The following is a 24,424-nucleotide window of genomic DNA, read 5'->3' on the forward strand; positions in this document are numbered from 1 at the left end:
AAGTTCTATCAACAAGGGGAAGTCATGAACGCAGCGTTCATTCGCAGTTGCTGTCTTGCATTGGGGGCGGCCGCGCTGGCCGCCGCCGCGCTACCGGCCCGCGCCGAGTGGCCCGACAAGGTGATCCGCATCGTGGTGCCGTTCGCGGCGGGCGGCTCGACAGACCTGATCGCGCGCAAGATCGCCGAAGGCATGGGCCAGCGCCTGTCGGCCAACGTCATCGTCGAGAACCGGCCCGGCGCCGGCGGCACCGTCGGCACCGAATACGTGGCGCGCCAGCCGGCCGACGGCTACACCATCCTGATGGGCTCGGTCAGCACGCACGGCAGCGCGCCCTGCGTGTATTCGAAGCTGCCGTACGACGCGCTCAAGGATTTCACGCCGCTGACCGTCGTCGCCACCATTCCCAACGTCATGTCGGTGAACCAGTCGGTGCCGGCCAACAACCTGCGGGAGTTCGTGGCGCTGCTCAAGAAAGAGCCCGAGAAATACTCGTTCGCCTCCAACGGCCAGGGCACCTCCAACCACCTGGCCGCCGAACTGTTCAAGAGCACGGCCGGCGTGTCGATGGTGCACGTGCCCTACCGCGGTTCGGGCCCGGCGTTGATCGACCTGGTGGGTGGCCAGATCAACATGATGATGGACGTGGTGATGACGTCCTATCCATACATCAAGGACGGCAAGATCAAGGCGCTGGCGGTGACCTCGCCGCAACGCTCGCCGATGCTGCCCGACGTGCCGACGGTGGCCGAGTCCGGCTACCCCGGTTACGAGGCGATGGTGTGGTTCGGCATGCTGGCCCCGGCCAAGCTGCCCGAGCCGCTGCGCGTCAAGTTGACCGATGCGCTGGCGCAGACGCTGCACGCGCCCGCCATGAAGGCCTATCTGGAACAACAGGGCGCGCAGGTCTCGGACGTGGCCGGGCCGGCCTTCGGCACCATGATCAAGAGCGAAATCGACAAATGGTGCGGCGTGGTCAAGCAGGCCGGCATCAAGCTGGACTGAGCGCGGCCGCGCCCTTCTTTTCTTTCAGGGAAGCACAAGCATGTATCGCATAGGGATAGACGTCGGAGGCACGTTTACCGACTTCACGATGATCGACGAAGATCAAGGCATCGTGCATTTTCACAAGGTGCCGTCGACGCCGTCGGACCCATCGGAAGCCATCGCCACCGGCATCGGGCAGATGCTGGCCAGTCACGGCGTGGCGCCGTCGCAGGTGTCGCACGTGGGCCATGGCACCACGGTGGCGACCAACCTCATCATCGAGCGCAAGGGCGCGCGCGTCGGCCTGATCACCACGCAGGGGTTTCGCGACGTGCTGGAGATCGGCCGGCAGACGCGGCCGCACCTGTACGACTACAGCGTCGGCAAGCCGCCGGTGGCGGTGCCGCGCGAGTTCCGCGCCGAAGTGGCCGAGCGCGTCAACGCGCAAGGCGAGGTGCTGACACCGCTGGATGGGGACGCGGTGCGGGCGGCGGCGCGGCGCTTTGCCGCCGCCGGCATCGACGCGGTGACCATCTGCTTTCTGCATGCCTACCGCAACCCGGCGCACGAGCAACAGGCCGCGCGCATCGTGGCCGAGGAAATGCCCGATGCGTATATCAGCCTGTCGTCTGACGTGCTGCCGGAATTTCGCGAATACGAGCGCCTGTCGACCACGGTGCTGAACGCCGCTGTGGGGCCGAAGATGGCGCGCTACCTGGAACGCTTCCTGCAGCGCGTGCGCGAGCTGGATATCGGCCACGAGCCGCACACCATCCATTCCAATGGCGGCCTGATGTCGATCGCCACGGTGCGCCAGTATCCGGTGCGCACCTGCCTGTCAGGGCCGGCCGCTGGCGTGGTGGGCGCGGCCGCGGTGGGCCGCGCCATCGGCAGCCTGAACCTGGTGACGTTCGACGTCGGCGGCACCAGCACCGACGTGTCGCTGATCTGCGATGGCCGGCCGCTGTTCACCTCGCATCGCCAGGTGGCGGGCTATCCGGTGAAGACGCCGATGGTGGACATCCACGTGATCGGCGCGGGCGGCGGCAGCATTGCCTGGCTCGACGACGCGGGCGCGTTGAAGGTTGGGCCGCATAGCGCCGGCGCGGTGCCGGGACCGGTGGGCTATGGCCGGGGCGGCACCGAGCCGACCATCACCGATGCCGAGATCGCGCTGCAGCGCCTGAATCCGGTGGCGCTGCTGAACGGCCGCATGCCGGTGCATGCCGAGGCCGCGCGCCAAGTGATCGACGAACGCGTGGCGCGGCCGCTGGGGCTGACGCGCGAGGCCGCGGCCGAAGGCATCCTGCGCATCGCAGCGGCCAATATGAGCCGCGCCATCCGCGCCGTGTCGACCGAGCGCGGCTACGACCTGTCGCAATTCGCCCTGTATGCCTATGGCGGCGCGGGGCCGCTGCACGCGGTCGAGGTGGCCGAGGAATGCGGCATCCCCACGGTGATCGTGCCGCAGGAGCCGGGCACCATGTGCGCGCGCGGCATCCTGCTCAGCGACATCTCGTTCGACTTCGTGCGCAGCGAGATCGCGCTGGCCAGCGCGGAAAGCTGGGACGGCGTATCGACGATCTTCGACGGGCTGCGCGATCAGGCCGAGCGCTGGCTGGAAGAAGAACGCGTGGAACCGGCGCTGCGCCTGTACCGCAGCGCCATCGACGCGCGCTACGAGGGCCAGAACTTCGAAGTGCAGGTGGCGCTGGACGATACCGGCGCCGGCGGCTACGCCGAGTTCGCGCGCCGCTTCGCCGAGGCGCACGAGCGCGAATACGGCTACACCGTCGACGACCGCAAGGTGCAGATCATCAACTGCCGCATGCAGGCGGTGGGCCAGGTGGTGAAGGCGCCGCTGGCGCCGCGCCAGGTCGATGGCACGCTGGACGGCGCACGCATCGGCGAACGCCGCGCTTACTTCGGCGAGCGCCACGGCTGGCTGGATACGCCGGTCTATGACCGCGACCGCGTGCCCACCGGAGTGCGCTTCAGCGGCCCGGCGCTGCTGGAGGAAATGAGCTCGACCACCGTGGTCGGCGCCGGCCAGGACGTCGAGGTCGACGCCTACGGCAACCTGATCATCCGTTTGCAAGGAGGCTCCCATGCGTGAAGCCCATCAAGCCAATCAAGACAGCGGCGTTGCCCTGGCCGATCCGGTCGGCATGGAGGTGTTCTGCAACCGCCTGCTATCGATCACCGAAGACATGAACAACACGCTGGTGCGGGCCTCGTTCTCGACCAACATCAAGGAACGCAAGGACTGCTCGGTGGCGCTGTTCGACGCCGCCGGCCGGCTGGTGGCGCAGGGCACGCAGATTCCGCTGCACCTGGGCTCGCTGGACGGCGCCATGGGCGCGATCCTGCGCACCTTTGGGGCCGACCAGATCCGTGACGGCGACGTGTTCATCTGCAACGACCCCTACCTGGCCGATGGCAGCCACCTGCCCGACATCAACATCGTCACGCCAGTGTTCTGGGAAGGCACGCTGCGCTTTTTCGCCGCCAACATCGCCCACCATTCGGACGTGGGCGGCGCGGTGCCCGGCTCGATCGCCGGCGGCCTGAAGTCGATCTTCGAGGAAGGCATCCGCATTCCCGCCAGCCGCATCGCGCGCGCCGGCGAGGTGGACGAAGATCTGCTGCGCCTGATCTGCGCCAACACCCGCGACCCCGAGGAACGGGTGCTGGACCTGCGCGTGCAGATGGCCACCAACCGCCGCGGCGCGGCCGCCGTGCAGGGCCTGATCCGGCAGATGGGGCTGGAGGCGGTGCTGCGCTCGGTCGAGGACGTCATCACCTACACCCGCCGCCGCCTGCTCAACCGCATCGGCGAGCTGGCGCAGGGTAGCTACACCTTCCGCAGCGACCTGGACGACGACGGCATGGGCGGCGATCCGGTGCCGATCCAGGTGACGCTGACGGTCAGCCGCGACCGCCTGCATTTCGATTTCGAGGGCTCCGGCAAGCAGGCGCGCGGCGCCATGAACCTGCCGTTCAACGCGCTGCGAGCCTGCGTGTATTACGCGGTCAAGGCGCTGCTGGATCCGGACCTGGCGCCCAACGCCGGCCTGTTCGATCCGATCAGCGTGTCGGCGCCGGTGGGCACCATCACCAACCCCGAGCATCCGGCGGCGGTGGGCGCGCGCTCGATCACCGCGCAGAAAGTGGCGGGCGCGATCTTCGGCGCGTTCCGCGGCCTGCTGCCGGCGGAAAAGACCATGGCGTCCAGCAACGACTGCTGCCCGGCCATCGTGTTCTCGGGCCGCTGGCGCGAGCGCGCCGGCCACTTCGTGTACCTGGAAACGCTGGGCGGCGGCGCCGGCGCGCGCTTCGATGCCGACGGCATGGACGCGGTGCACGTGCACATGACCAATACGTCCAACCTGCCGGTGGAGGCGCTGGAAAACGAGTATCCACTGCTGATGGACGAGTACGCCATGATCCAGGATTCCGGCGGCGCCGGCCGCACCCGCGGCGGCATGGGCATCGCCAAGCAGATCCGCGCGGTCGGGCCCGGCATCGTGTTCTCGGCGCGTTCCGACAGCCATACCGTGGGCGTGGCCGCGGGAGTGGCGGGTGGCGCCGATGGCCGTCGAGCTCGGCTGGTGCGCAATTTCGGCACGCCCGCCCAAGAGGAACTGTTCTCCAAGACCGCCAACATCACGCTGGCGCCGGGCGAGAGCGTGCGCATCGAGACCCCGGGCGCGGGCGGCTATGGCCCCGTGGCCGAGCGGGCCCGCAACCGCATCGAGCGCGACCTGGCCGACGGCAAGATCAGCCCGGCAGCGGCGCGCGCGGCCTATGGCTACGAAGCCCCCGCTACGCCACGTTGAGCGACATCGAGTACTTCATCTTGTCATGCGGAAAAGTGGTGATCGTGGCCAGCAGCAGCACCCCGCCGCTGCCGTAGTAGCGGCGGGTGATGACGAAGCCCGCCGTCTGCGGTTCGACCTGGAGCTGTCTGGCGATCCCCGCCGCGATGGGCGTGGCCGAGAACTCCTGGTTGACCTCGTGGATGCGGTTGCCGAAGTGGTCCTCGATCAGCCGCAGCAGCGAAATGCGCGGCTGGATGTCGGCGCGCAGGTCGGAATGCGCCGGATCGGCGTAGATCAGCGTGCACGCCACCGGCGTGTCCTGGTCGCCCAGCGTCTTGATGGAGTTGATGTGCAGCCACGGCTGGCCGGGCTCGGCGCCCAGGCTCTCGGCCAGCCGCTTGGTGAGCTTGACGGTGCGCACGTCCTGCACCAGCAGCGCGGCGTTGCGCGCGTATTGCAGCAGGTCCGGGAACTGCGAGATGCGTTGGGTGAAGCGGGTGCTGGCGTGGGCGGTCTCGACGCGCGTGCCGACGCCGGGGCGGCGCGACACCATGCCGGCCACCGTCAGCATGCGGATGGCCTCGCGGATGGTGTGGCGGCTGGCGCCGAATTGTTCGCACAGTTCGTGTTCGGTCGGCAGCAGCGTCATGACCGGATAGCGGCCGCTGCCGATGTCGCGCGCCAACTGCTGGTAGATGCTCTTGTAGCGCGGGCCGCCAGCCTCGTCGTCCGGCCCCGTGGCCTGGCCGCGGGCCTCGCGCGCGGCGGCCGGGTCGGACGCGCGTTCGGAGGATCGGGTCATGGGGGTGGCTCCTTTTCTCGTTCTATCGGGGTTTGTACGGACAATAACCCATTGACAGGGCCTGCCCCGCGGATCCATTATTTGTCCGGACATTCATGTACGGACAAATTGTACGGCGGACATGAGGTCGCGGGGCAAGCGGGTCCGCATTTTTTTCTGCGGCGAGTCCATCCCCGGATTCAGGCAGCACCGGCAGTTCTTGCAGTTCTCTTCCAATAAACGGGGGTTTTCATGGGCAAGGTACTCGCAGTCCTGGCGGCGGCCACGGTGGCCGTCGGCGTATGCGCCACGGCGCAGGCGCAGCAGAAATTGGTGGTGGCCGGCTACGGCGGCTCGTTCGAAGACATCATGCGCAAGGACATCTTCCCGCCCTTCGCCAAGCAGCATGGCGTCGAGCTGGATTACGTGGCCGGCAACTCCACCAATACGGTGGCGCGCCTGCAGGCGCAGAAAAGCAACCAGCAGATCGACGTGGCCATCATCGACGACGGCCCGATGTATCAAGCCATCGCGCTGGGCTTCTGCGCGCCGATCCAGGGCCTGCCGGCCGACGATATCTACGGCACCGCGCGCTACAAGGACGACAAGGCGGTTGCCATCGGCATCGTCGCCACCGGCATCATGTACAACAAGAAGGTCTTCGACGAGCGCAAGTGGGCCGCGCCCACCTCGTGGAAGGACCTGAAGGATCCCAAGTACAAAAAGCAGCTGGTGGTGCCGCCGCTGAACAACACCTACGGCCTGCACACGCTGGTGGAATACGCCCGCGAGGGCGGCGGCGGCGAGAAAAAGATCGACGCCGGCTTCAAGACCTTCAAGGACGAGGTCGGCCCCAACGTGCTGGTGTACGAACCGTCGCCGGGCAAGATGACCGAGCTGTTCTCCAGCGGCCAGGCCACCATCGCCGTGTGGGGCAGCGGCCGCGTCAAGGCCTTCGCCGACACCGGCTTCCCGGTGGGCTTCGTCTATCCGCAGGAAGGCGCCTACGCGCTGCTGTCGTCGGTGTGCCCGGTGGCCAAGCCCAATGCCAATCCGCTGGCGCAGGCCTTTGTCAATTACCTGGTCAGTCCCAAGGTGCAGGAGCAGCTGGCCAGCGCCTACGGCTACGGCCCCGTCAACAAGCAGGCCAAGGTGGCCGACGATCCGCGCGTGCCGCTGCCGATCGGCAAGCGCGCCACCGACCTGATCGTGATCGACTGGGACACCGTCAACCAGAACCGGGACGACTGGAACAAGCGCTGGACGCGTGAAATCGAGCGCTGAGGTTTCGTACACCAGCACGCAACGGCGGCGCGGGCGCGCCGCCAGCGGGAGCATCCATGAGTTATCTCGTATTGAACCGCCTGTCCAAGCGCTACGGCGACCTGACGGCGGTCGAGGACCTGAGCCTGTCGGTCGAACGCGGCGAATTCATATCGCTGCTGGGGCCGTCGGGTTGCGGCAAGACCACCACGCTGCAGATGATCGCCGGGTTCGTCGAGCCCAGCGGCGGCAGCATCGTGCTGGACGGCAAGGACGTCAGCAGGACGCCCGCGAACAAGCGCGGGCTGGGCATGGTGTTCCAGAACTACGCGCTGTTCCCGCACATGACGGCGGCCGAGAACGTGTCGTTCGGCCTGGAGATGCAGCGGGTCGGCAAGGACGAGCGGCAGGCGCGGGTGGCCGAGGCGCTCAAGCTGGTGGGCCTGTCGCATCTGGCCGATCGCCACCCGGCGCGCATGTCGGGCGGCCAGCAGCAGCGCGTGGCGCTGGCGCGGGCGCTGGTGATCCGCCCCAGCGTGCTGCTGCTGGACGAGCCGCTGTCGAACCTGGACGCCAAGCTGCGCGAGGAAATGCAGCTGGAACTACGCAGCATCCAGCGCACCGTCGGCACCACCACCATCCTGGTGACGCACGACCAGTCCGAAGCGCTGGCGCTGTCCGACCGCATCGTGGTGATGAACCAGGGCCGGGTCGAGCAGGTGGCCGAGCCGTTCGCCGCGTATGAAGGGCCGTCGAACCGCTTCGTCGGCGGCTTCCTGGGCAAGGCCAATGTATTCACGCCCTCGCCGCAGTCTTATGACGGCGAGGTGCGGGCGCGCATCGGCGAGGCCCACATCGCCATGGACGGGCAGCCCGTGCCGCAGGGCGCGGTGATCGTGCGGCCGGAAAAAATCCTGTTCGCCGAGGCCGGCGCCTGTGCCCTGCCCGGCCGCATGAAGACGCGCGTGTTCCAGGGCAACCACTGGCTGTGCCAGGTCGAGACCTCGGTGGGCGAAGTCATGGTGATCCGCCAGAACGATGGCGTGCCGGTGCCCGCCGAGGGCGAGACCGTGCACCTGCGCTGGCGCGCGCAGGACATGTGCGCGGTGGCCGGCCAGGAGCCGGCAAAATGAGCGCGCGCGCCAACCCCTGGCTGCTGAGCGCGCCGGCGCTGGCGGTGTACGCCACCTTCCTGGTGGTGCCGATGGCGCTGGTGCTGCTGATCAGCTTCTTCGACTTCCAGTTCTACGGCGGCATGCAGGCCACCTTCACCTGGAAGAACTACATCGAGATTTTCAGCGACGGCTATTACTACGAGATCTATGCCCGCACCTTCGGCGTGGCGGCGCTGGTGACGCTGGCATGCCTGGTGCTCGGCACGGCCGAGGCCTACGTGCTGTCGCGCATGGCCAATCCGTGGAAGGGCCTGTTCCTGATGGTGGTGCTGGGGCCGCTGCTGATCTCGGTGGTGGTGCGCACGCTGGGCTGGGCGCTGCTGTTCGGGTCCACCGGTCTCATCAACAAGGCGCTGATGGGCATCGGCCTGGTGTCCACGCCGATCGACCTGATGTACAGCAACCTGGGCGTGGGCATCGCGCTGACGCACGTGCTGGTGCCGTTCATGGTGATCGCGGTGTGGGCGTCGTTGCAGCGGATCAATCCGTCGACCGAGGCCGCCGCGCTGTCGCTGGGCGCCAGCCAGTTCACCGTGATCCGTCGCGTGATCGTGCCGCAGGTCATGCCGGGCATCCTGTCGGGTTCGATCATGGTGTTCGCGATGGCCGCCAGTTCCTTCGCCACGCCGGCCATCATCGGCGGCCGGCGCCTGAAGAACGTGGCCACCGCCGCCTACGACGAGTTCCTCAACACGCTCAACTGGCCGCTGGGCGCGGCGCTGGCGGTGGTGCTGCTGGTGGCGACCGTGGTGGTGCTGCTGTCGGCCAACCGGCTGATCGAGCGTCGCTATGGCGCGGTCTTCAATCCGTCGGGGGCCTGACATGAACTTTCGCAACGGCCCCATCGGCCTGCTGTTCCACACCATCTTCATCCTGTTCATCCTGGCGCCGATCGTGATGGTGTGCGCGGTGGCGTTCACCTCGGAGGGCTTCATCTCGCTGCCCAGCGGGGGGCTGTCGCTGCGCTGGTTCCGCGCCATCCTGGACAACCCGCGCTTCATCGAGGCGTTCTGGTTCAGCCTGGGGCTGGGCACGCTGTCGGCCACGCTGGCGATCGCGCTGGCGGTGCCGAGCGCGCTCGCGCTGGCGCGCAACCGCTTCCGCGGCCGCGAGGCGCTGGTGGCGTTCTTCCTGTCGCCGCTGATGATTCCGCACGTGGTGCTGGGCCTGGCCTTCCTGAAATTCTTCACCACGGTGGACCTGGCCGGCACCTACGTGGGACTGGTGGTGGCGCACGTGATCCTGGTGATGCCCTATGCGCTGCGGCTGGTGCTGGCCTCGGCCACCGGCATCGACCCGGCGCTGGAACGCGCGGCGCAGTCGCTGGGGGCTTCCCACTGGACGGCGTTCCGGCGCGTGGTGCTGCCGCTGTTGCTGCCGGGCGTGGTCAGCGGCTGGGTGATCGCCTTCATCACCAGCTTCGACGAGCTGACCATGTCGATATTCATCGCCTCTCCCTCCACCACCACGCTGCCGGTGCGCATCTTCCTGCACATCGAGGACACCATCGACCCGCTGGTGACGGCGGTGTCGGCCGTGCTGATCTATGTGACCATCATCGCCATCTTCATCCTGGACCGCCTGGTCGGCCTGGAAAAGCTGTTTGTCGGAAAGGGACGCTAATGACGGAAGAAATACAACAGGCGCCGCGCGCGCCGGCGCATCGCGGCGTCTACGACGCCGTGGTGATCGGCGGCGGCCTGGTCGGCTCGGCCGTGGCCTACGGGCTGCGGCGCGAACTGGACCACGTCGCGGTATTGGACGAAGGCGACGTGGCCTACCGCGCCTCGCGCGGCAACTTCGGCCTGGTCTGGGTGCAGAGCAAGGGCATGGGCCTGCCGCGCTACGGCGTGTGGACCATGACCTCGGCCGGCGCCTGGCCGCAGTTGGCGGCCGAGCTGCGGGAGCAGACCGGCGTGGACGTGCACCTGGAACAGCGCGGCGGCCTGCACGCGCTGTTGAGCGACGAAGAGATGGAAGCGCGCGCCACCTTCATGCGCACGCTGCTGGCGCAGCCCGGCATGGCGCAGTACGACTGGAAAATGCTGGACCGCCACGAGCTTGCCGACATGGTGCCCGGCATCGGCCCGGAGGTGCGCGGCGCCACCTGGACGCCGGTCGACGGCATCGCCAATCCGCTCAAGCTGCTGCGGGCGCTGCACATGAGTTTTGCACAGCGGGCTGTGGATTACCTGCCGCGCTGCCCGGCGCAGCAGGTCCGCCAGCGCGACGGCGTGTTCGAGGTGACCACGCCCACCGGCACGGTGCGGGCGCGCAAGCTGGTGCTGGCCAGCGGCCTGTCGAACAAGGCGCTGGGCGAACAGGTCGGCCTGGCGGTGCCGGTGCGGCCGCAGCGCGGCCAGATCGTGGTGCTGGAGCGCACCCGCCGCCTGCTGGAAACGCCGCTATCGACGCTGCGCCAGACCGACGAAGGCACCTGGCTGATCGGCGATTCGCAGGAAGAGGCCGGCTATGTGGACAACCAGGTGGGCTTGCCGATCCTGGGCACGCTGGCCGACCGCGCCGTGCGCACGCTGCCCGCCTTGCGCGAGGTGCGCGTGGTGCGCAGCTGGGCCGCGCTGCGCGTGATGTCCAAGGACGGTTTCCCCATCTATCAACAATCCGAGACGTGCCCCGGCGCCTTCGTCGCCACCTGTCACAGCGGCGTCACCCTGGCGGCCGCGCACGCGCTCAAACTGGCGCCCATGATCGCCGCCGGCCAGCTGGCCGACGACATGGCGCCCTTCTCGACCCGGAGGTTCCATGTTCAAGAGGCTTGACGAGGCGCAGCGCCAGGCGCAGGGCGCGCCGGTGCGGGTGACGGTGAACGGCGCCGAACTGCAGTGCCGCGCCGGCGACAGCGTGGCCGCGGCGCTCTTTGCCGGCGGTATGCAGGCCTGTCGCGACACCGCGGTGGGCGAAGTGCCACGCGGCCCTTATTGCATGATGGGCGTGTGCTACGACTGCCTGGTCACGATCGACGGCCAGGCCAACCAGCAGGGCTGCATGACGGCCGTGCGTGACGGCATGAAGATCGAGCGCCAGCTTGGCGCGCGCAAGGTGCAGGCATGATCGAGACGACGCAATGCGATTTGCTGGTGGTGGGCGCGGGCCCCGCCGGGTTGGCCGCCGCCACCACCGCCGCCCGGCTGGGGGTGGACACGGTGCTGCTGGATGAGCAACCCGCGCCGGGCGGACAGATCTACCGCGCCATCACCACCACGCCGGTCACTGACCGCGCGGTGCTGGGACCGGATTACTGGCACGGCGCCTCCCTGGTCGAGCCGTTCCGGCAGTCGGGCGCGCGTTATGTGCCGGGCGCGACCGTGTGGGCGGTGGCCGAGCGCACCGCGCCCGAGCCGCAGCGCGGTTTCGAGGTGGCGTATTCGGTGGCGGGCGAAGCGCGCATCCTGCATGCGCGGCGCCTGCTGCTGGCCACCGGCGCGCAGGAACGGCCGTTCCCGATTCCGGGCTGGACGCTGCCCGGCGTCATCACCGCCGGCGCGGCGCAGATCTTGCTGAAGTCCGCCGGCGTGGTGCCGGCCGACCGTACCGTGCTGGCCGGCTGCGGCCCGCTGCTGTACCTGGTGGCCTGGCAGTACCTGAACGCCGGCGTCAGGGTCGACGCGCTGCTCGAAACCACGCCGGCCGGGCGCCTGCGCCAGGCCCTGCCCAAGGTGTGGGATTTCCTGCGCTCGCCGTATCTGGGCAAAGGGCTGTCGCTGTTGCGCGCCGTCAAGGCGGCGATTCCCATCATCAAGGGCGTGACGGCGCTGGAAGCGCTGGGGCAGGACAAGCTGGAAAGCGTGCGCTACACCACCGCGGCGGGAGAAACCAAGACGCTGCCTGCACAGCAGCTGATGCTGCACCAGGGTGTGGTGCCCAACGTCAACCTGTCGCGCGCCATCGGCGCCGAGCATCGCTGGAACACGGCGCTGGACTGTTGGGAGCCAGACGTGGACGAGTGGGGCCTGACCTCGGTGGACGGCGTAGGCATGGCGGGCGATGGCGCCGGCATCGCCGGCGCGCTGGCGGCTGAACAGCGCGGCCGGCTGGCGGCGTTGCAGGCCGCGCATCTGCTGGGCCGCATCGACGCGGGGCGGCGCGACAACGAGGCCGCCGCGCCGCGTGCCGCGCTGGCGCGGTCGGTGCGCGGACGCGAGTTCTTCGATGCCCTGTACAAGGCGCCCGAGACCTTCCGCCGCCCCACCGGCGACACCATCGTCTGCCGTTGCGAGGAAGTGACGGCGGCGCAGGTGCGCGACACCGTCAAGCTCGGTTGCAGCGGTCCGAACCAGATGAAGGCCTTCCTGCGCTGCGGCATGGGGCCGTGCCAGGGACGCTTCTGCGGCCTGACGGTGTCGGAGATCATCGCCGAGGAACGCGGCGTGCCGGTGCCGGAAGTGGGCTACTACCGCCTGCGCTTTCCGACCAAACCGCTGACGCTGGGCGAGCTGGCGTCGCTGCCGCAGACCGACGAGTCGCGCCAGGCGGTGGTGCGGCTGAAGAAATAGGAGCCCGCCATGACGGACGCTTCGCGCTCGGCCGCCGTCATCATCATCGGCGGCGGCCTGCACGGCAGTTCGGCGGCGTTGCACCTGGCGCGCGCCGGCGTGCCGGCGCTGGTGATCGAGAAGAACTACGTCGGCCGCCATGCCTCGGGCGTGAACGCCGGCGGCGTGCGCACCCTGGCGCGGCACCTGGCCGAAGTGCCGCTGGCGCTGGCCTCGCGCGAGCTCTGGTACCGCATCGGCGAACTGGTCGATGACGACTGCGGTTTCGAGCAGCACGGGCAGGTGCGCGTGGCCGAGAACGAGGCCGACGTGGCGGCGCTGCGCGCGCGCCTGGCTACCATGCAACAGCATGGCTACACGCACGAGCAATGGATCGATCGTGACGAATTGCTGGCGATGATTCCCGCGCTGGCGCCCACGGTGCGCGGCGGCCTGATCGCGCGCGACGACGCGGCCGCCGACCCCTACCGCACCACGCTGGCGTTCCGCCGCAAGGCCGCCAGCCTGGGCGCGCGCTTCCTGGAAGGCGTGCGGGTCCTGCGCACCGCGCATGAAAATGGCCAGTGGCGGATCGAGACCGACGCCGGCACCTACACCGCGCCGCAGGTGCTCAACTGCGCCGGCGCCTGGGCCGACCGCATCGCCGCCGAATGGGGTGAGCCGGTGCCGCTGGCCGCCATCAGCCCGATGATGCTGGTGACGCTGCGCATGGATCATTTCCTGGACGCGGTGGTGCTGGGCACCGGCCGGCCGCTGTCGTTCAAGCAGCGCGCCAACGGCACGGTGCTGATCGGTGGCGGCCGCCGCGCCTGGGTCGATCGCGACGCGGAATGGACCGAGCTGGATTTCCGTTCGCTGGCCGAGGGCGCGCGCACGGTGTGCGACCTGTTTCCGCATATGCGGCACGCCATCGTGAACCGCGGCTGGGCCGGCATCGAGGCCGCCATGCCCGACGAGATTCCGGTGATCGGCCGCAGCCGGCGCCATGACCGCGCCTTCCACGCCTTCGGCTTCTCGGCCCACGGCTTCGAGCTGGGCCCGATCGTCGGCCGTATCATGGCCGATCTGATCACCACCGGCGCGACCGACCTGCCGATCGCGCCGTTCGCCATCGACCGTTTCACCGGCGCCACGGGCGCGCCGGCATCCACCCCCAAGGAGCAGCACCCATGACTGATATCGTGCGCAAGGATTCCAACGAACGCCTGAGCCGCATCGTGATCCACGGTGACACCGTGTACGTGGCGGGCGTGACCTCGTCGGCCGAAGGCGGCATCACCGCGCAGACGCGCGACGTGCTGGCCAAGATCGACGGCTACCTGAAGCGGGCCGACACCGACAAGACGCGCCTGCTGTCGGTGCAGATCTGGCTCAAGGACATCGAACGCGACTTCGCCGGCATGAACGCGGTGTGGGCCGAGTGGGCGCCGGCCAATGCGCTGCCGACGCGCGCGACCTGCGAGGCCAAGCTGGCCTCGCCCGACCTGCTGGTGGAGATCATCGTCACGGCCGCCAGGCGGCCGGGTTACGTCGGCGGGCCGATGTCGGAAGCCTGATCCCGCCGGGCGAGTCAGCGGGCCGGCGTCTGGAAGCTGACCTGACCCGGACGGCCGGGCAGGTTGAGCGTGGCGGTGGCCGGCGGCGTCGTCGCCACCACCTGCCCGGCGCGCAGCACCATCAGGCGCGTGGCGCGCAGGCGCAGCGCTTCGACCGGGTCGCGCGCCTGCAGCAGCACCAGGTCGGCGCGCTTGCCCACTTCCAGCCCGGTCTCGTCCAGGCCCAGGATCTTCGCCGGCGTGGCTGTGACGGCCTGGAAACAGGCGCGCATGGCGTCCTGGCCGGTCATCTGCGCCACGTGCAGGCCCATGTGCGCCACTTCCAGCATGTCGCCCGAACCCAGGCTGTACCAGGGGTCCATCACGCAGTCGTGGCCGAACGCCACCGGCACGCCGGCGGCCAGCAGCTCGGGCACGCGCGTCATGCCGCGGCGCTTCGGGTAGGTGTCGTGGCGGCCTTGCAGCGTGATGTTGATGAGCGGGTTGGCGATGGCCGACACGCCGGCCTCGCGCATCAGCGGGATCAGCTTGGACACGTAGTAGTTGTCCATCGAGTGCATCGAGGTCAGGTGCGAGCCCGTGACGCGGCCCTGCAAGCCCAGGCGCTGCGTGTGATAGGCCAGCGTCTCGATGTGGCGCGACAGCGGGTCGTCGCTTTCGTCGCAGTGCATGTCCACGCGCAGGCCGCGTTCGGCGGCCAGTTCGCACAGGATGCGCACCGATTCGGCGCCGTCCTGCATGGTGCGCTCGAAGTGCGGAATGCCGCCGACCACGTCCACGCCCATGTCCAGCGCGCGTTTCAGGTTGTCGAGCGCGCCCGGCGCGCGCAGCACGCCGTCCTGCGGGAAGGCGACCAGTTGCAGGTCCAGGTACGGCTTGACCTTCTCGCGCACGTGCAGCAGCGCTTCCACCGCCAGCAGGCGCGGATCGCAAACGTCGACGTGCGAGCGGATCGCCAGCAGGCCGCGCGCCACCGCCCAGTCGCAATAGGCCAGCGCGCGCTCGACCAGCGCTTCCTGCGTCAGCAGCGGCTTGAGTTCGCCCCACAGCGCGATGCCTTCGAGCAACGTGCCCGACTGGTTCACGCGCGGCAGGCCGAACGACAGGGTCGAGTCCATGTGGAAGTGGGCGTCGACGAACGGCGAAGTCACCAGCTGGCCGGCGGCGTCGATGGTCTGCGCGGCCTCGGCCTTCAGCGCCGGTTCGAGCGCCGCGATGCGGCCCTGGGCCACGCCGATGTCGATGTGCTGGCGGCCGTCCGGCAGCGTGCAGTTCTTGAGGATCAGATCGAGCATAGTCAAACCTTGTGGATTACCGTTCGCCCTTGCGGTAGGGCTTCATCAGGGCCTGCGGGTAGGCGGCGCGGCGCGCCATCACCACCAGGGCCAGGATGGACAGAATATAGGGCAGCATCAGGTAGACCTGATAGGGCAGCTCGGGCAGGCCCGGCAGCGCCGCCCCGCCCTGCTGCAGCCGCAGTTGCAGCGCGTCGAAGAAAGCGAAGATCAAGGCGCCCAGCAGCGCCTTGCCGGGCCGCCACGAGGCGAACACCACCAGCGCCACGCAGACCCAGCCGCGGCCGTTGACCATGTTGAAGAAGAAGGCGTTGAAGGCCGCCAGCGTGAGGAAGCTGCCGGCCACGCCCATCAGCGCCGAGCCGGCGACGATGGCGCCCATGCGCAGCCTGGTCACCGACAGGCCCTGGCCCTCGGCGGCGGCGGGGTTCTCGCCCACCATGCGGATCGCCAGGCCGACCGGGGTGCGGTTCAGCACCCACGCCAGGATCGGCACCGCGGCCAGCGCCAGCAGCGTCATCGGCGTCTGCCCGGCCAGCACCGGGCCGATCAGCGGAATGCCGTCCAGGAACTTCATCTCGGCGAACGGCGTGATCGTCGGCGGCGTGTTCACGCTGGGGAAGGTGACGCGGTAGGCGAAGTAGCTCAGGCTGGTGGCCAGCAGCGTCACGCCCAGCCCCGAGACGTGCTGCGACAGGCCCAGCGGCACCGTCAGCACCGCGTGCAGCAGGCCGAACACGGCGCCCGCCAGCGCGGCCGCCAGCACGCCCACGTACAGCGGCGCGCCCAGGTACACCACCAGCCAGCCGGTGAAGGCGCCGGCGGCCATGATGCCTTCGATGCCCAGGTTCAGCACGCCGGCGCGCTCGCACAGCAGCACGCCCAGCGTGCCCAGGATCAGCGGCGTCGCCAGCCGCAACACCGCGACCCAGAAGGCCGCGGAACTCAACAGGTCCATCCATTCCATGGCGTGCTCCTCAAGCCCGGTTGCGACGCAGGCGGTACTGCGCGAACAGCGTCGCGACCAGCATGGCGAGCAACGACGTGGCGACGATGACGTCGGCGATGTAGTTCGGCACCGCGATGGCGCGGCTCATGCTGTCCGCGCCCACCAGCATGCCGGCCACGAAAATGCTGGCCAGGATCACGCCCAGCGGATGCAGGCCGGCCAGCATGGCCACCACCACGCCGGTGTAGCCATAGCCCGGCGACATGTCGAGCGTGACGTAGCCGGTGCGGCCGGCCACCTCGATGGCGCCGGCCAGTCCGGCCAGCGCGCCCGACAGCATGGCCGTGCCCAGCATCACGCGATTGACCGGCAGGCCCAGGAAGCGCGAGGCGTGCGCGTTGGCGCCGACCGCGCGCATCTGGAAGCCGAACACGGTGTAGCGGTTCAGCAGCCACAGGCCCAGCGCCAGGCCGGCGGCCCACAGCAGCCCGGTGTGGGCGCGGGTGCGCTCGATCAGCTTGCCCAGCTCCAGGTCGGGGTTGAGCGCCACCGATTGCGGCCAGCCCATCGCCATCGGGTCCTTCATGGGACCGTCCAGCATCATCGAGACGAACAGCAGCACGATGAAGTTGCCCAGCAGCGTGGTCACCACTTCGTCCACGCCCAGGCGTGTCTTGAGCAGCGCCGGGATCAGCAGCAGCAAGGCGCCGGCCAGCGCCGCCGCCAGCATCATGCCGCCGAACAGCGCCGGCAGGGGCAGGTCGAAGCCGGTGCCGTCGTGCAGGCCGCCCACCGCCACGGCGGCCAGCGCGCCCAGGTACAGCTGGCCTTCGGCGCCGATGTTGTAGAAGCGCGCGCGAAAAGCCACGGCGCAGGCCAGGCCGGTCAGCATCAGCGGCGTGGCGCGCGTCAGGGTTTCGGACAGCGCGAACTTGGAGCCGAACGCGCCTTCGAACAGCAGCGCGTAGGTGCGGCCCACCGGCGCACCGGCCCAGGCCACCAGCAGCGTGCACACCGCCAGCGTAAAGAGGATGGCCGCGATCGGGGCCAGGGCCAGCGCGGCGCGGCTGGGCTCGGGGCGGCGTTCCAGGATCAGTTTCATTCGAGAAATGCTCAGTAGAGGGGGCGCGGCGTCAGGCGCGCGTGCCCGTCATGGCCAGCCCGACGGTGGCGGGCGTCCATTGCGCGACCGGCTTGTCGGCGACCAGCTTGCCGCCGCACAGCACCGCGATGCGGTCGGCCAGCGCGAAGATCTCTTCCAGGTCTTCCGACACCAGCAGGATGCCGGCGCCGCGCCGGCGCGCGGCCAGCAACTGCTCGCGCACGTAGGCCACCGCGCCGATGTCCAGACCCCAGGTGGGCTGGTCGGCGACGATGAAGCGCGGTTCGCGCGCCAGGGTGCGGCCCAGGATCAGCTTCTGCATGTTGCCGCCCGACAGGCTGCGGGTGCGCACATCCAGCGAAGCGGCGCGCACGTCGAACTGCCTGGCCAGCGCCGCCGCATAGGCGCGGCCGGCCTTGGCGCGGATCAGCCCGAAGCGCGAGAAGCGCGGGTCCTTCAGATCTTCGACAATGGCGTTTTCCCACAGCGGGCTGTCGCCGATCATGCCTTCGCCGTGGCGGTCCTCGGGGATGCGGCCCACGTGCGCGGCGGTCCAGCCGGCCGGCGTGGTGGGCGCGGCGGCGTGTTCGGGGCCCAGGCGGATGGTGCCGTCGGCGGGCTGGCGCAGGCCGGTCAGCACCGACACCAGCGCCTGCTGGCCGTTGCCGGCGACGCCGGCGATGGCCACGATCTCATGCTTGTGCACCACCAGGTCCAGGCTGTCCAGGCGCGGCGCGCCGCCGCGCGGGTCGCGCACGGTGACCTGCGACAGCGTCACCACCGGCGCGGCCTGGCCGGCCGCCGCCATGGCTTCGGCGTGCGGCATGGCGACCTTGCGGCCCACCATCAGCTCGGCCAGCTCGGCCGGCGTGGTGGCGGCGGTCTCGCGCTCGGCCACCAGCTTGCCCTGGCGCAGCACCGCGACGCGGCGCGACACGGCCATCACCTCGTCCAGTTTGTGCGAAATGAAGATGACGGCCAGGCCCTCGTCGACGAAGCCGCGCAGCGTGGCGAACAGGTCCTGCACTTCCTGCGGCGTGAGGACGGCGGTGGGTTCGTCCAGGATCAGCACCTTGGCGCCGCGGTACAGCGCCTTGAGGATCTCGACGCGCTGCTTCTCGCCCACCGACAGGCTGCCGACGCGCGCGTCCGGATCCACCCCCAGGCCGAAGCGCTGGCCCAGCTCGACCAGGCGGCGGCGCGCCGGGCCGCGGCCCGAGGCCAGCTTCCACAGCGATTCGGTGCCGACCATGATGTTGTCCAGCACGGTCAGGTTGTCGGCCAGCGTGAAGTGCTGGTGCACCATGCCGACCCCCGCCGCCAGCGCGGCGTCGGGCCGGCCCGGCGGCAAGGGTTGGCCGAAGACTTCGATGCTGCCGGCGTCGGCCACGTAGTGGCCGAACAGGATCGACACCAGGGTCGATTTGCCGGCGCCGTTCTCGCCCAGCAGGGCCAGCACTTCGCCTTGCGCCAGCGTCAGCGAGACATCGTCATTGGCCGTCAGGCTGCCGAAGCGTTTGGTGATCCCTGCCAGCCGCAGGGCGAGAGGCGCTTGATTCATCGTGCCGACGACTTGGGTTCTTTGTCGTTGACCTGCACGCTGAAGCTGCCGTCCAGGATGGCCTTCTGCCTGGCCTGCACCTTCGCGATCAGGTCGGCGGGGATCTTGCTTTCGAAGGTGCCCAGCGGCGCCAGCGACGAACCCTTGTATTTCATCAGCGAGTACTGGCCGAAGTCGGCGGCCTTGAAGGTGCCGGCCTTGACCTGCTTGAGCGCCTCGTCGATGGTCGGCTCCATGCTCCACAGCGCCGAGGCCACCACGGTCTCGGGGTACTGCGGCTGGGTGTCGATGACGTTGCCGATGGCCAGCTTGCCGCGTTCCTTGGCGGCGTCCGACACGCCGAAGCGCTCGGCGTACAGCACGTCCGCGCCCTTGTCGATCATGGCGAAGGCGGCTTCCTTGGCCTTCGGGGGATCGAACCACGAACCGATGAAGGTCACGGTGAATTCGGTCTTGGGGTTGATTTCCTTGGCGCCCTCGATGAAGGCCTGCATCAGGCGGTTCACTTCGGGGATGGGGTAGCCGCCCACCAGGCCGATCTTGCCGGTCTTGCTCATGCCGGCGGCGATCATGCCGGTCAGGTAGGCCGGTTCCTGGATGTAGTTGTCGAACACCGAGAAGTTGGGCTGCTGCGGCTTGCCCGAGGAACCCATCAGGAAGGCGGTCTGCGGGTAGTCCTTGGCCACCTTGCGGGCGGCGGCCTCGACCGCGAAGGCCTCGCCCACCACCAGCTTGTTGCCCTGCTCGGCGTACTGGCGCATGACGCGCTCGTAGTCGGCGTTGGTGACGTTTTCCGAGAACGTGTATTCGATTTCACCCCGGTCGCGCGCGGCGGTCAGCGCCTTGTGGATGCGCGACACCCATTGCTGTTCCACCGGCACCGTGTAGATGGCGGCAACCTTGGTCTTGGCGGGCGCCTGGGCCTGGGCGCCGGCCGACAGCAGCAGCGCGCCGGCGGCGGCCGCGGCCAGCTTCAGCAGGCCACGGCGGGCGATGCCGCCGGCGGCCGGGAGGGAAAGGGATTTCATGCGCAAGTCTCCTTCGCGAAGAGGGATAGGAAATGGGAGGGATGGCGGCGATGTCCGGACGTCGCGGTGCGGCACGCGTGGGCGGGCGGGGTCGAAGGCGTGGGATCGGTCATCGGATGGGGGGAGCGCCGGGGCGGCGCGCCCCATCCGAATGGGCGGGTTCGCGGCCAGTCCTGGCGAAGCAAGTTGTATGCCATGGGGCAATCCCGCGACAAGTCGGGGGAATCCTGATGGCCGGGCGGAATTATAGGCACCCCGGCGGGGAAACGTGGCACCAGGATGGTGCGCACCGTCGCGGTGCGTGGACACTTTTCGGCGTGGAACAGCCTGTTGCGGCTGAAAAGGGCCCGAAAGGCCCTGGAAGCCTATCGCCATGCGGCCATCGGCGCGGCCGCGGGCCTAAAATTCCCTGCATAGCGCCGCGTCCTTGCGCGGCAAGCCGGAATCCATCATGCAAGACATTCAATTGCTGCTCGAGCAGTACGGCGGCTGGCTCGTCTTCGCCAACGTGCTGGTCGAGCAGGCGGGCCTGCCCGTGCCCGCCTATCCCATGCTGATCGCCGCTGGCGCCCTGGCCGGCGCGGCCGGCTGGCTGGTGCCGTGGCTGGCGGCCACCGTCGCCTGTCTGCTGGCCGACTCGCTCTGGTACGCGGCCGGCCAGCGCTACGGCTCGCGCCTGCTGGGCGTGATCTGCAAGATGTCGCTGTCGCAGGATTCCTGCATCCGCCAGACCCAGCGGCTGTATCTGCGCATCGGCGTGCGCGCCCTGCTGGTGTGCAAGTTCCTGCCCGGCGCCGGCGCCCTGTCCACCGTGATGGCCGGCCTGACCGGCACGCCGTACCGCCGCTTCCTGGCGTATGACCTGGTGGGCGCCATGATCTGGGCCGGTTCGGCGCTGCTGCTGGGCGGGCTGTTCCACAGCGTGGTCAACGACGTGCTGGACGTGCTGGGCACCTACGGGCCGATGGGCCTGGCCCTGCTGGCCGCGGTGCTGGCGCTGTACATCATTGCGCGCGCCCTGCGGCGCTGGATCCTCAAGCGCAACCTGCGCGTGATTCCGCGGCTGTCGGTGGACGAGCTGATGCAGTGGCGCCAGGACGGCCGTCAGGCGCTGGTGTTCGACGTGCGCCCCGAGGCGGTGCGCGAGGAAGACCGCATTCCCGGCGCCATCGCCGTCGACCTGCGCGCGCCGCTGCCGGCCCTGGAAGCGGGCAGCGAGGAGGCCGACATCGTGGTCTATTGCGCCTGCCCCAACGAGGTCTCGGCCGCGATGCTGGCCGCGCGCCTGCGCGCCGCCGGCTATCCCAACACCTGGGCCCTGCGCGGCGGCTACGAGGCCTGGGCGCGGCACGCGCATCCGGCCTGACGACGTGCCGCGGCGGCGTCTGTCCGAGCCATGGGCGCCCGCGCGGTTGCGGCCCGCGCCCGGCGCCGCCACGGGCGCATAATGGCTCCATCGGCCCGCGCCTTTGACGGGCCAGGGAGACAGGCATGAAGTTGTTGTTCTTGGGCGCCGGCGGTACCGGCGGCTATTTCGGCGGCCGCGCCGCCCAGGCGGGCGCGGACGTGACCTTCCTGGTGCGCGAGGCCCGCGCCGCGCGCCTGCGCGAGCAGGGGCTGCGCATCGAAAGCCCGTTCGGCGACGCCACGCTGCAACCGCAACTGGCCACCGCCGACACGCTGAAGGGCTTCTACGACGTGGTGGTGCTCAGCTGCAAGGCCTATGACCTGCAAAGCGCCATCGACGCCATCCGTCCCGCCGTCGGCCCAGACACCGCGGTGCTGCCCATCATGAACGGCGTGCTGCAGTACGACGTGCTGGACCGCGAATTCGAGCCGCACCGCGTGCTGGGCGGCCTGTGCCAGATCAACGCCACGCTCGGCCCCGAAGGCCAGGTGATCCACCTGGGCAAGCACGCCAGCATCGTCTTCGGCGAACGCGCCGGCCCGGCGCGCAGCGCCCGCTGCGAGGCATTGGCCGAGGCCCTGGCCGGCGGCGAATACGTCAGCCGCCTGAGCGAAAACATCTACCAGGACATCTGGGAAAAATACGTGTTCCTGACGACGCTGGCCGCCGCCACCTGCCTGATGCGCGGCACGGTCGGCCAGATCGCCGCCACCGACGACGGCGCCGACATCGTGCGCGGCCTGCTGCGCGAATCGCAGGCGGTCGCCGCCGCCAGCGGCCACGCGGTGCGGCCCGAGGCCGACGCCAATGCGCTCAAGATCCTGACCGACCCGTCCCAGGCCATGACCGCCTCGATGTTCCGCGACCTGCGCCAGGGGCTGCCGGTCGAGGCCGACCACATCGTCGGCGACATGGTGCGGCGCGCGCGCACGCTGGGGGTGGATGCCACCACGCTGCGCACGGCCTACGCGCATTTGCAGGTCTACCAGGCGCAGCGCGCGGCGGCCTGATGGCGGTGACCCGGGCCCATTGGTGCATGGATTGCAAAAAACTCTTCCACGCCCGTGGGTTCCTGGATCCGATCCGGCCGAATAGTATGGGTTTGCCTGTGCTCCGGACCGCACAGCGCCGCACGTCGCGGCCACCGTCCGGGGCCCACCTTCCAGGAGCAAGACCATGAAAATCGCATTGATCGGAATCACGGGCCGTGTCGGCTCGCGCGTGGCGGACGAGCTGCTCAAGCGCGGCCACCAGGTCACGGGCATCGCCCGTAACCTGGGTGACGTCAACGCCCAGCCCGGCCTGACCATCGAACAGGGCGATGCCACCGATCCGCAGGCGCTGACGCCGCTGCTCAAGGGCCATGACGCCGTGGTCAGCGCCTCGCGCTTCGTGTCGGCCGACGCCAAGCCGCTGCTGGCCGCCGTCAAGGACGCCGGCGTGCCGCGCCTGCTGGTGGTCGGCGGCGCCGGCAGCCTGGAAGTGGCCCCCGGCAAGATGCTGATCGACACGCCGGAATTCCCCGATGCCTACAAGCCCGAGGCGCGCGCCGGCGTGGTATTCCTGGACGTCTTGCGTCAGGAAAAGGTGCTGAACTGGACCTTCCTGTCGCCGTCGGCGCTGTTCGAGCCGGGCGAACGCACCGGCGCCTTCCGCCTAGGCGACGACAGCCTGCTGGTCGATGCCGGCGGCAAGAGCTGGATCTCGATGGAAGACTACGCCATTGCCCTGGCCGACGAGATCGAGACCCCCAAGCACTCGCGCCGCCGCTTTACCGTGGGCTACTGATCCCGCCCGCTCCGGATCGCCCGACGCGGCTCCTTGGACACAAGGGGCCGCGTCATTTTTCAGGCGAAAGCCGCAATGGCGGCAGGGTCGAATCGGCCGGTTTTGTTTGTAAACTGGCAAACCGCCAGCCGGCGTCACGATCCCCCGAGTAGTCAGTATGAGCATGAAGTTCAAATCGTTGGCCCTTTGCCTGCTGCTGGCCGCCAGCTGTGTGGCGCCGGCCCAGGCCGCCGCGCCGCAGTCCAACAAGGACATCGTGGTGGCGTTTTTCCGCATGATGTTCCAGGACCGCGACATCGACGAGGCGGTGCGCCTGTACGTCGGCAAGAACTACATCCAGCACAACCCCTACATGCGCGATGGCGTCGAGCCGATGGTGGACTTCTTCCCCCATTACTTCGAGCAGCATCCGCAGGCCAGCGTCGACATCAAGCGTGTCATTGCCGAGGGCGACCTGGTGATGATCCACAACCTGTGGCGCGAATCCCCCGAAGACCGCGGCCAGGCCGTGGTCGACATCTTCCGGGTCGAGAACGGCAAGATCGTCGAGCACTGGGACGTCAGCCAGGAAATCCCGGAAAACCCCGCCAACAAGAACGGCATGTTCTGAGACCGGTAAATCATGTCCGCCATCGAACCCGTCGACCTGCCACGCGCCTACTTGCTGCTGAACCACGGCCCCACCGTGCTGGTCACCAGCGCCCACGGCGCCGAGCGCAACGTCATGGCCGCGGCCTGGGCCATGCCGCTGGATTTCAGCCCGCCCAAGATGCTGGTGGTGGTGGACAAGAACACCTACACCCGCGCGCTGATCGAGGCCTCCGGCGAATTCGCGCTGTGCATCCCGTCGCGCGCGCAGGCCCAGGCCACCTTGCAGGTTGGCTCGCACTCGGGACGCGACGAAGACAAGTTCCAGGCCAGCGGCCTGGCCACCTTTCCCGCCCGCAGGATCGGCGCGCCGCTGATCGAAGGCTGCCTCGGCTGGCTCGAATGCAAGGTGGTGCCCGAGCCGCACAACCAGCAGGCCTACGACCTGTTCATCGGCGAGGTGGTGGCCGCCTGGGCCGCGCCCGACGTGTTCTCCGGCAATCGCTGGCATTTCAACGACGACGCGCGCCGCTCGGTGCACTACGTCGCGGGCGGCTCGTTCTTCGCCACCGGCGAAGCGTTTTCAGTCGCTGATCCGGAGTAAGCCC

The 24,424-nt window shown here is 69.1% G+C and carries 23 protein-coding genes; 17 read left to right on the forward strand and 6 right to left on the reverse strand.

Features of this window, described 5'->3' with window-relative positions; all coding sequences use genetic code 11:
• Window positions 1-24 precede the first annotated feature (24 nt).
• From AT699_RS00170 to AT699_RS00180, 3 genes are read left to right on the forward strand one after another with little or no spacing between them, the layout of a single operon-like run.
• Complete coding sequence (locus AT699_RS00170) at window positions 25-1,005, forward strand: Bug family tripartite tricarboxylate transporter substrate binding protein (protein ID WP_058207200.1); 981 nt, start codon at window positions 25-27, stop codon at window positions 1,003-1,005.
• Between the two features lie 40 nt (window positions 1,006-1,045).
• On the forward strand, window positions 1,046-3,103 hold the full coding sequence (locus AT699_RS00175) for a hydantoinase/oxoprolinase family protein (protein WP_024067322.1): 2,058 nt from the start codon (window positions 1,046-1,048) through the stop codon (window positions 3,101-3,103).
• Window positions 3,096-4,826, forward strand: coding sequence for a hydantoinase B/oxoprolinase family protein (locus AT699_RS00180; RefSeq protein WP_024067323.1), 1,731 nt, complete (start codon window positions 3,096-3,098; stop codon window positions 4,824-4,826). Before AT699_RS00175 ends, AT699_RS00180 begins: the two co-directional genes overlap by 8 nt.
• Here the strand turns inward: AT699_RS00180 and AT699_RS00185 are convergent.
• Entirely contained in the window at window positions 4,813-5,610 is a 798-nt protein-coding gene (locus AT699_RS00185) for a GntR family transcriptional regulator (RefSeq protein WP_024067324.1), read from the reverse strand. The two genes, AT699_RS00180 and AT699_RS00185, sit on opposite strands and share 14 nt — an antisense overlap.
• A gap of 231 nt (window positions 5,611-5,841) precedes the next feature.
• On the opposite strand from AT699_RS00185, the gene AT699_RS00190 reads away from it, so the two are divergent.
• From AT699_RS00190 to AT699_RS00230, 9 genes are read left to right on the forward strand one after another with little or no spacing between them, the layout of a single operon-like run.
• Entirely contained in the window at window positions 5,842-6,873 is a 1,032-nt protein-coding gene (locus AT699_RS00190; RefSeq protein WP_024067325.1) for an ABC transporter substrate-binding protein, read from the forward strand.
• 56 nt (window positions 6,874-6,929) lie between these two features.
• Window positions 6,930-7,985 (forward strand): ABC transporter ATP-binding protein, encoded by a 1,056-nt coding sequence (locus tag AT699_RS00195; RefSeq protein ID WP_006389499.1) that lies wholly within the window; start codon window positions 6,930-6,932, stop codon window positions 7,983-7,985.
• Entirely contained in the window at window positions 7,982-8,848 is an 867-nt protein-coding gene (locus AT699_RS00200; protein WP_006389498.1) for an ABC transporter permease, read from the forward strand. Before AT699_RS00195 ends, AT699_RS00200 begins: the two co-directional genes overlap by 4 nt.
• Before the next feature lies 1 nt (window position 8,849).
• A complete protein-coding gene (locus AT699_RS00205) occupies window positions 8,850-9,650 on the forward strand; it encodes an ABC transporter permease (RefSeq protein WP_024067326.1) in 801 nt (266 codons plus the stop codon).
• The gene (locus AT699_RS00210) at window positions 9,650-10,807 is read left to right on the forward strand and encodes an NAD(P)/FAD-dependent oxidoreductase (RefSeq protein ID WP_006389496.1); all 1,158 of its coding nucleotides are present in this window, start codon (window positions 9,650-9,652) and stop codon (window positions 10,805-10,807) included. The genes AT699_RS00205 and AT699_RS00210 overlap by 1 nt, the downstream gene beginning before the upstream one ends.
• Entirely contained in the window at window positions 10,791-11,099 is a 309-nt protein-coding gene (locus AT699_RS00215; RefSeq protein ID WP_006389495.1) for a (2Fe-2S)-binding protein, read from the forward strand. Before AT699_RS00210 ends, AT699_RS00215 begins: the two co-directional genes overlap by 17 nt.
• Complete coding sequence (locus AT699_RS00220) at window positions 11,096-12,541, forward strand: FAD/NAD(P)-dependent oxidoreductase (RefSeq protein ID WP_024067327.1); 1,446 nt, start codon at window positions 11,096-11,098, stop codon at window positions 12,539-12,541. The genes AT699_RS00215 and AT699_RS00220 overlap by 4 nt, the downstream gene beginning before the upstream one ends.
• A 9-nt stretch (window positions 12,542-12,550) precedes the next feature.
• Window positions 12,551-13,714, forward strand: a complete 1,164-nt coding sequence (locus AT699_RS00225; RefSeq protein ID WP_024067328.1) for an NAD(P)/FAD-dependent oxidoreductase — start codon at window positions 12,551-12,553, stop codon at window positions 13,712-13,714.
• Complete coding sequence (locus AT699_RS00230; RefSeq protein WP_024067329.1) at window positions 13,711-14,097, forward strand: RidA family protein; 387 nt, start codon at window positions 13,711-13,713, stop codon at window positions 14,095-14,097. Before AT699_RS00225 ends, AT699_RS00230 begins: the two co-directional genes overlap by 4 nt.
• 14 nt (window positions 14,098-14,111) lie before the next feature.
• On the opposite strand, the gene AT699_RS00235 is transcribed toward AT699_RS00230, so the two are convergent.
• The 5 genes from AT699_RS00235 to AT699_RS00255 are packed head-to-tail and all read right to left on the reverse strand — an operon-like array spanning window position 14,112 to window position 20,032.
• Entirely contained in the window at window positions 14,112-15,392 is a 1,281-nt protein-coding gene (locus AT699_RS00235) for an amidohydrolase family protein (protein ID WP_024067330.1), read from the reverse strand.
• Window positions 15,393-15,408: 16 nt separating this feature from the next.
• Complete coding sequence (locus tag AT699_RS00240; protein ID WP_006389489.1) at window positions 15,409-16,359, reverse strand: ABC transporter permease; 951 nt, start codon at window positions 16,357-16,359, stop codon at window positions 15,409-15,411.
• Window positions 16,360-16,369: 10 nt separating this feature from the next.
• Complete coding sequence (locus AT699_RS00245) at window positions 16,370-17,443, reverse strand: ABC transporter permease (RefSeq protein ID WP_006389488.1); 1,074 nt, start codon at window positions 17,441-17,443, stop codon at window positions 16,370-16,372.
• A 31-nt stretch (window positions 17,444-17,474) separates the two neighbouring features.
• On the reverse strand, window positions 17,475-19,004 hold the full coding sequence (locus AT699_RS00250; RefSeq protein WP_024067332.1) for an ABC transporter ATP-binding protein: 1,530 nt from the start codon (window positions 19,002-19,004) through the stop codon (window positions 17,475-17,477).
• On the reverse strand, window positions 19,001-20,032 hold the full coding sequence (locus AT699_RS00255; RefSeq protein ID WP_024067333.1) for a BMP family protein: 1,032 nt from the start codon (window positions 20,030-20,032) through the stop codon (window positions 19,001-19,003). Before AT699_RS00255 ends, AT699_RS00250 begins: the two co-directional genes overlap by 4 nt.
• A gap of 451 nt (window positions 20,033-20,483) precedes the next feature.
• Between AT699_RS00255 and AT699_RS00260 the strand changes: the two genes are divergently transcribed.
• The 5 genes from AT699_RS00260 to AT699_RS00280 all read left to right on the forward strand — a co-directional run bounded on the left by AT699_RS00260 (window position 20,484) and on the right by AT699_RS00280 (window position 24,420).
• Window positions 20,484-21,398: a VTT domain-containing protein gene (locus AT699_RS00260; RefSeq protein WP_024067335.1), complete on the forward strand. Its 915-nt coding sequence runs from the start codon at window positions 20,484-20,486 to the stop codon at window positions 21,396-21,398.
• 125 nt (window positions 21,399-21,523) lie between these two features.
• Window positions 21,524-22,450, forward strand: coding sequence for a 2-dehydropantoate 2-reductase (gene panE, locus AT699_RS00265; RefSeq protein ID WP_024067336.1), 927 nt, complete (start codon window positions 21,524-21,526; stop codon window positions 22,448-22,450).
• A gap of 166 nt (window positions 22,451-22,616) precedes the next feature.
• Window positions 22,617-23,228 carry an NAD(P)-dependent oxidoreductase gene (locus AT699_RS00270; protein WP_006389483.1) on the forward strand — a complete coding sequence of 204 codons (612 nt, stop codon included), beginning with the start codon at window positions 22,617-22,619 and terminating at the stop codon, window positions 23,226-23,228.
• A gap of 157 nt (window positions 23,229-23,385) precedes the next feature.
• Window positions 23,386-23,838, forward strand: a complete 453-nt coding sequence (locus AT699_RS00275; RefSeq protein WP_006389482.1) for a nuclear transport factor 2 family protein — start codon at window positions 23,386-23,388, stop codon at window positions 23,836-23,838.
• 12 nt (window positions 23,839-23,850) lie between these two features.
• Window positions 23,851-24,420 (forward strand): flavin reductase family protein, encoded by a 570-nt coding sequence (locus AT699_RS00280; RefSeq protein WP_006389481.1) that lies wholly within the window; start codon window positions 23,851-23,853, stop codon window positions 24,418-24,420.
• Window positions 24,421-24,424 lie beyond the last annotated feature (4 nt).

Origin of the sequence: Achromobacter xylosoxidans, assembly GCF_001457475.1 — a bacterium.
Lineage (GTDB): Bacteria > Pseudomonadota > Gammaproteobacteria > Burkholderiales > Burkholderiaceae_B > Achromobacter > Achromobacter xylosoxidans.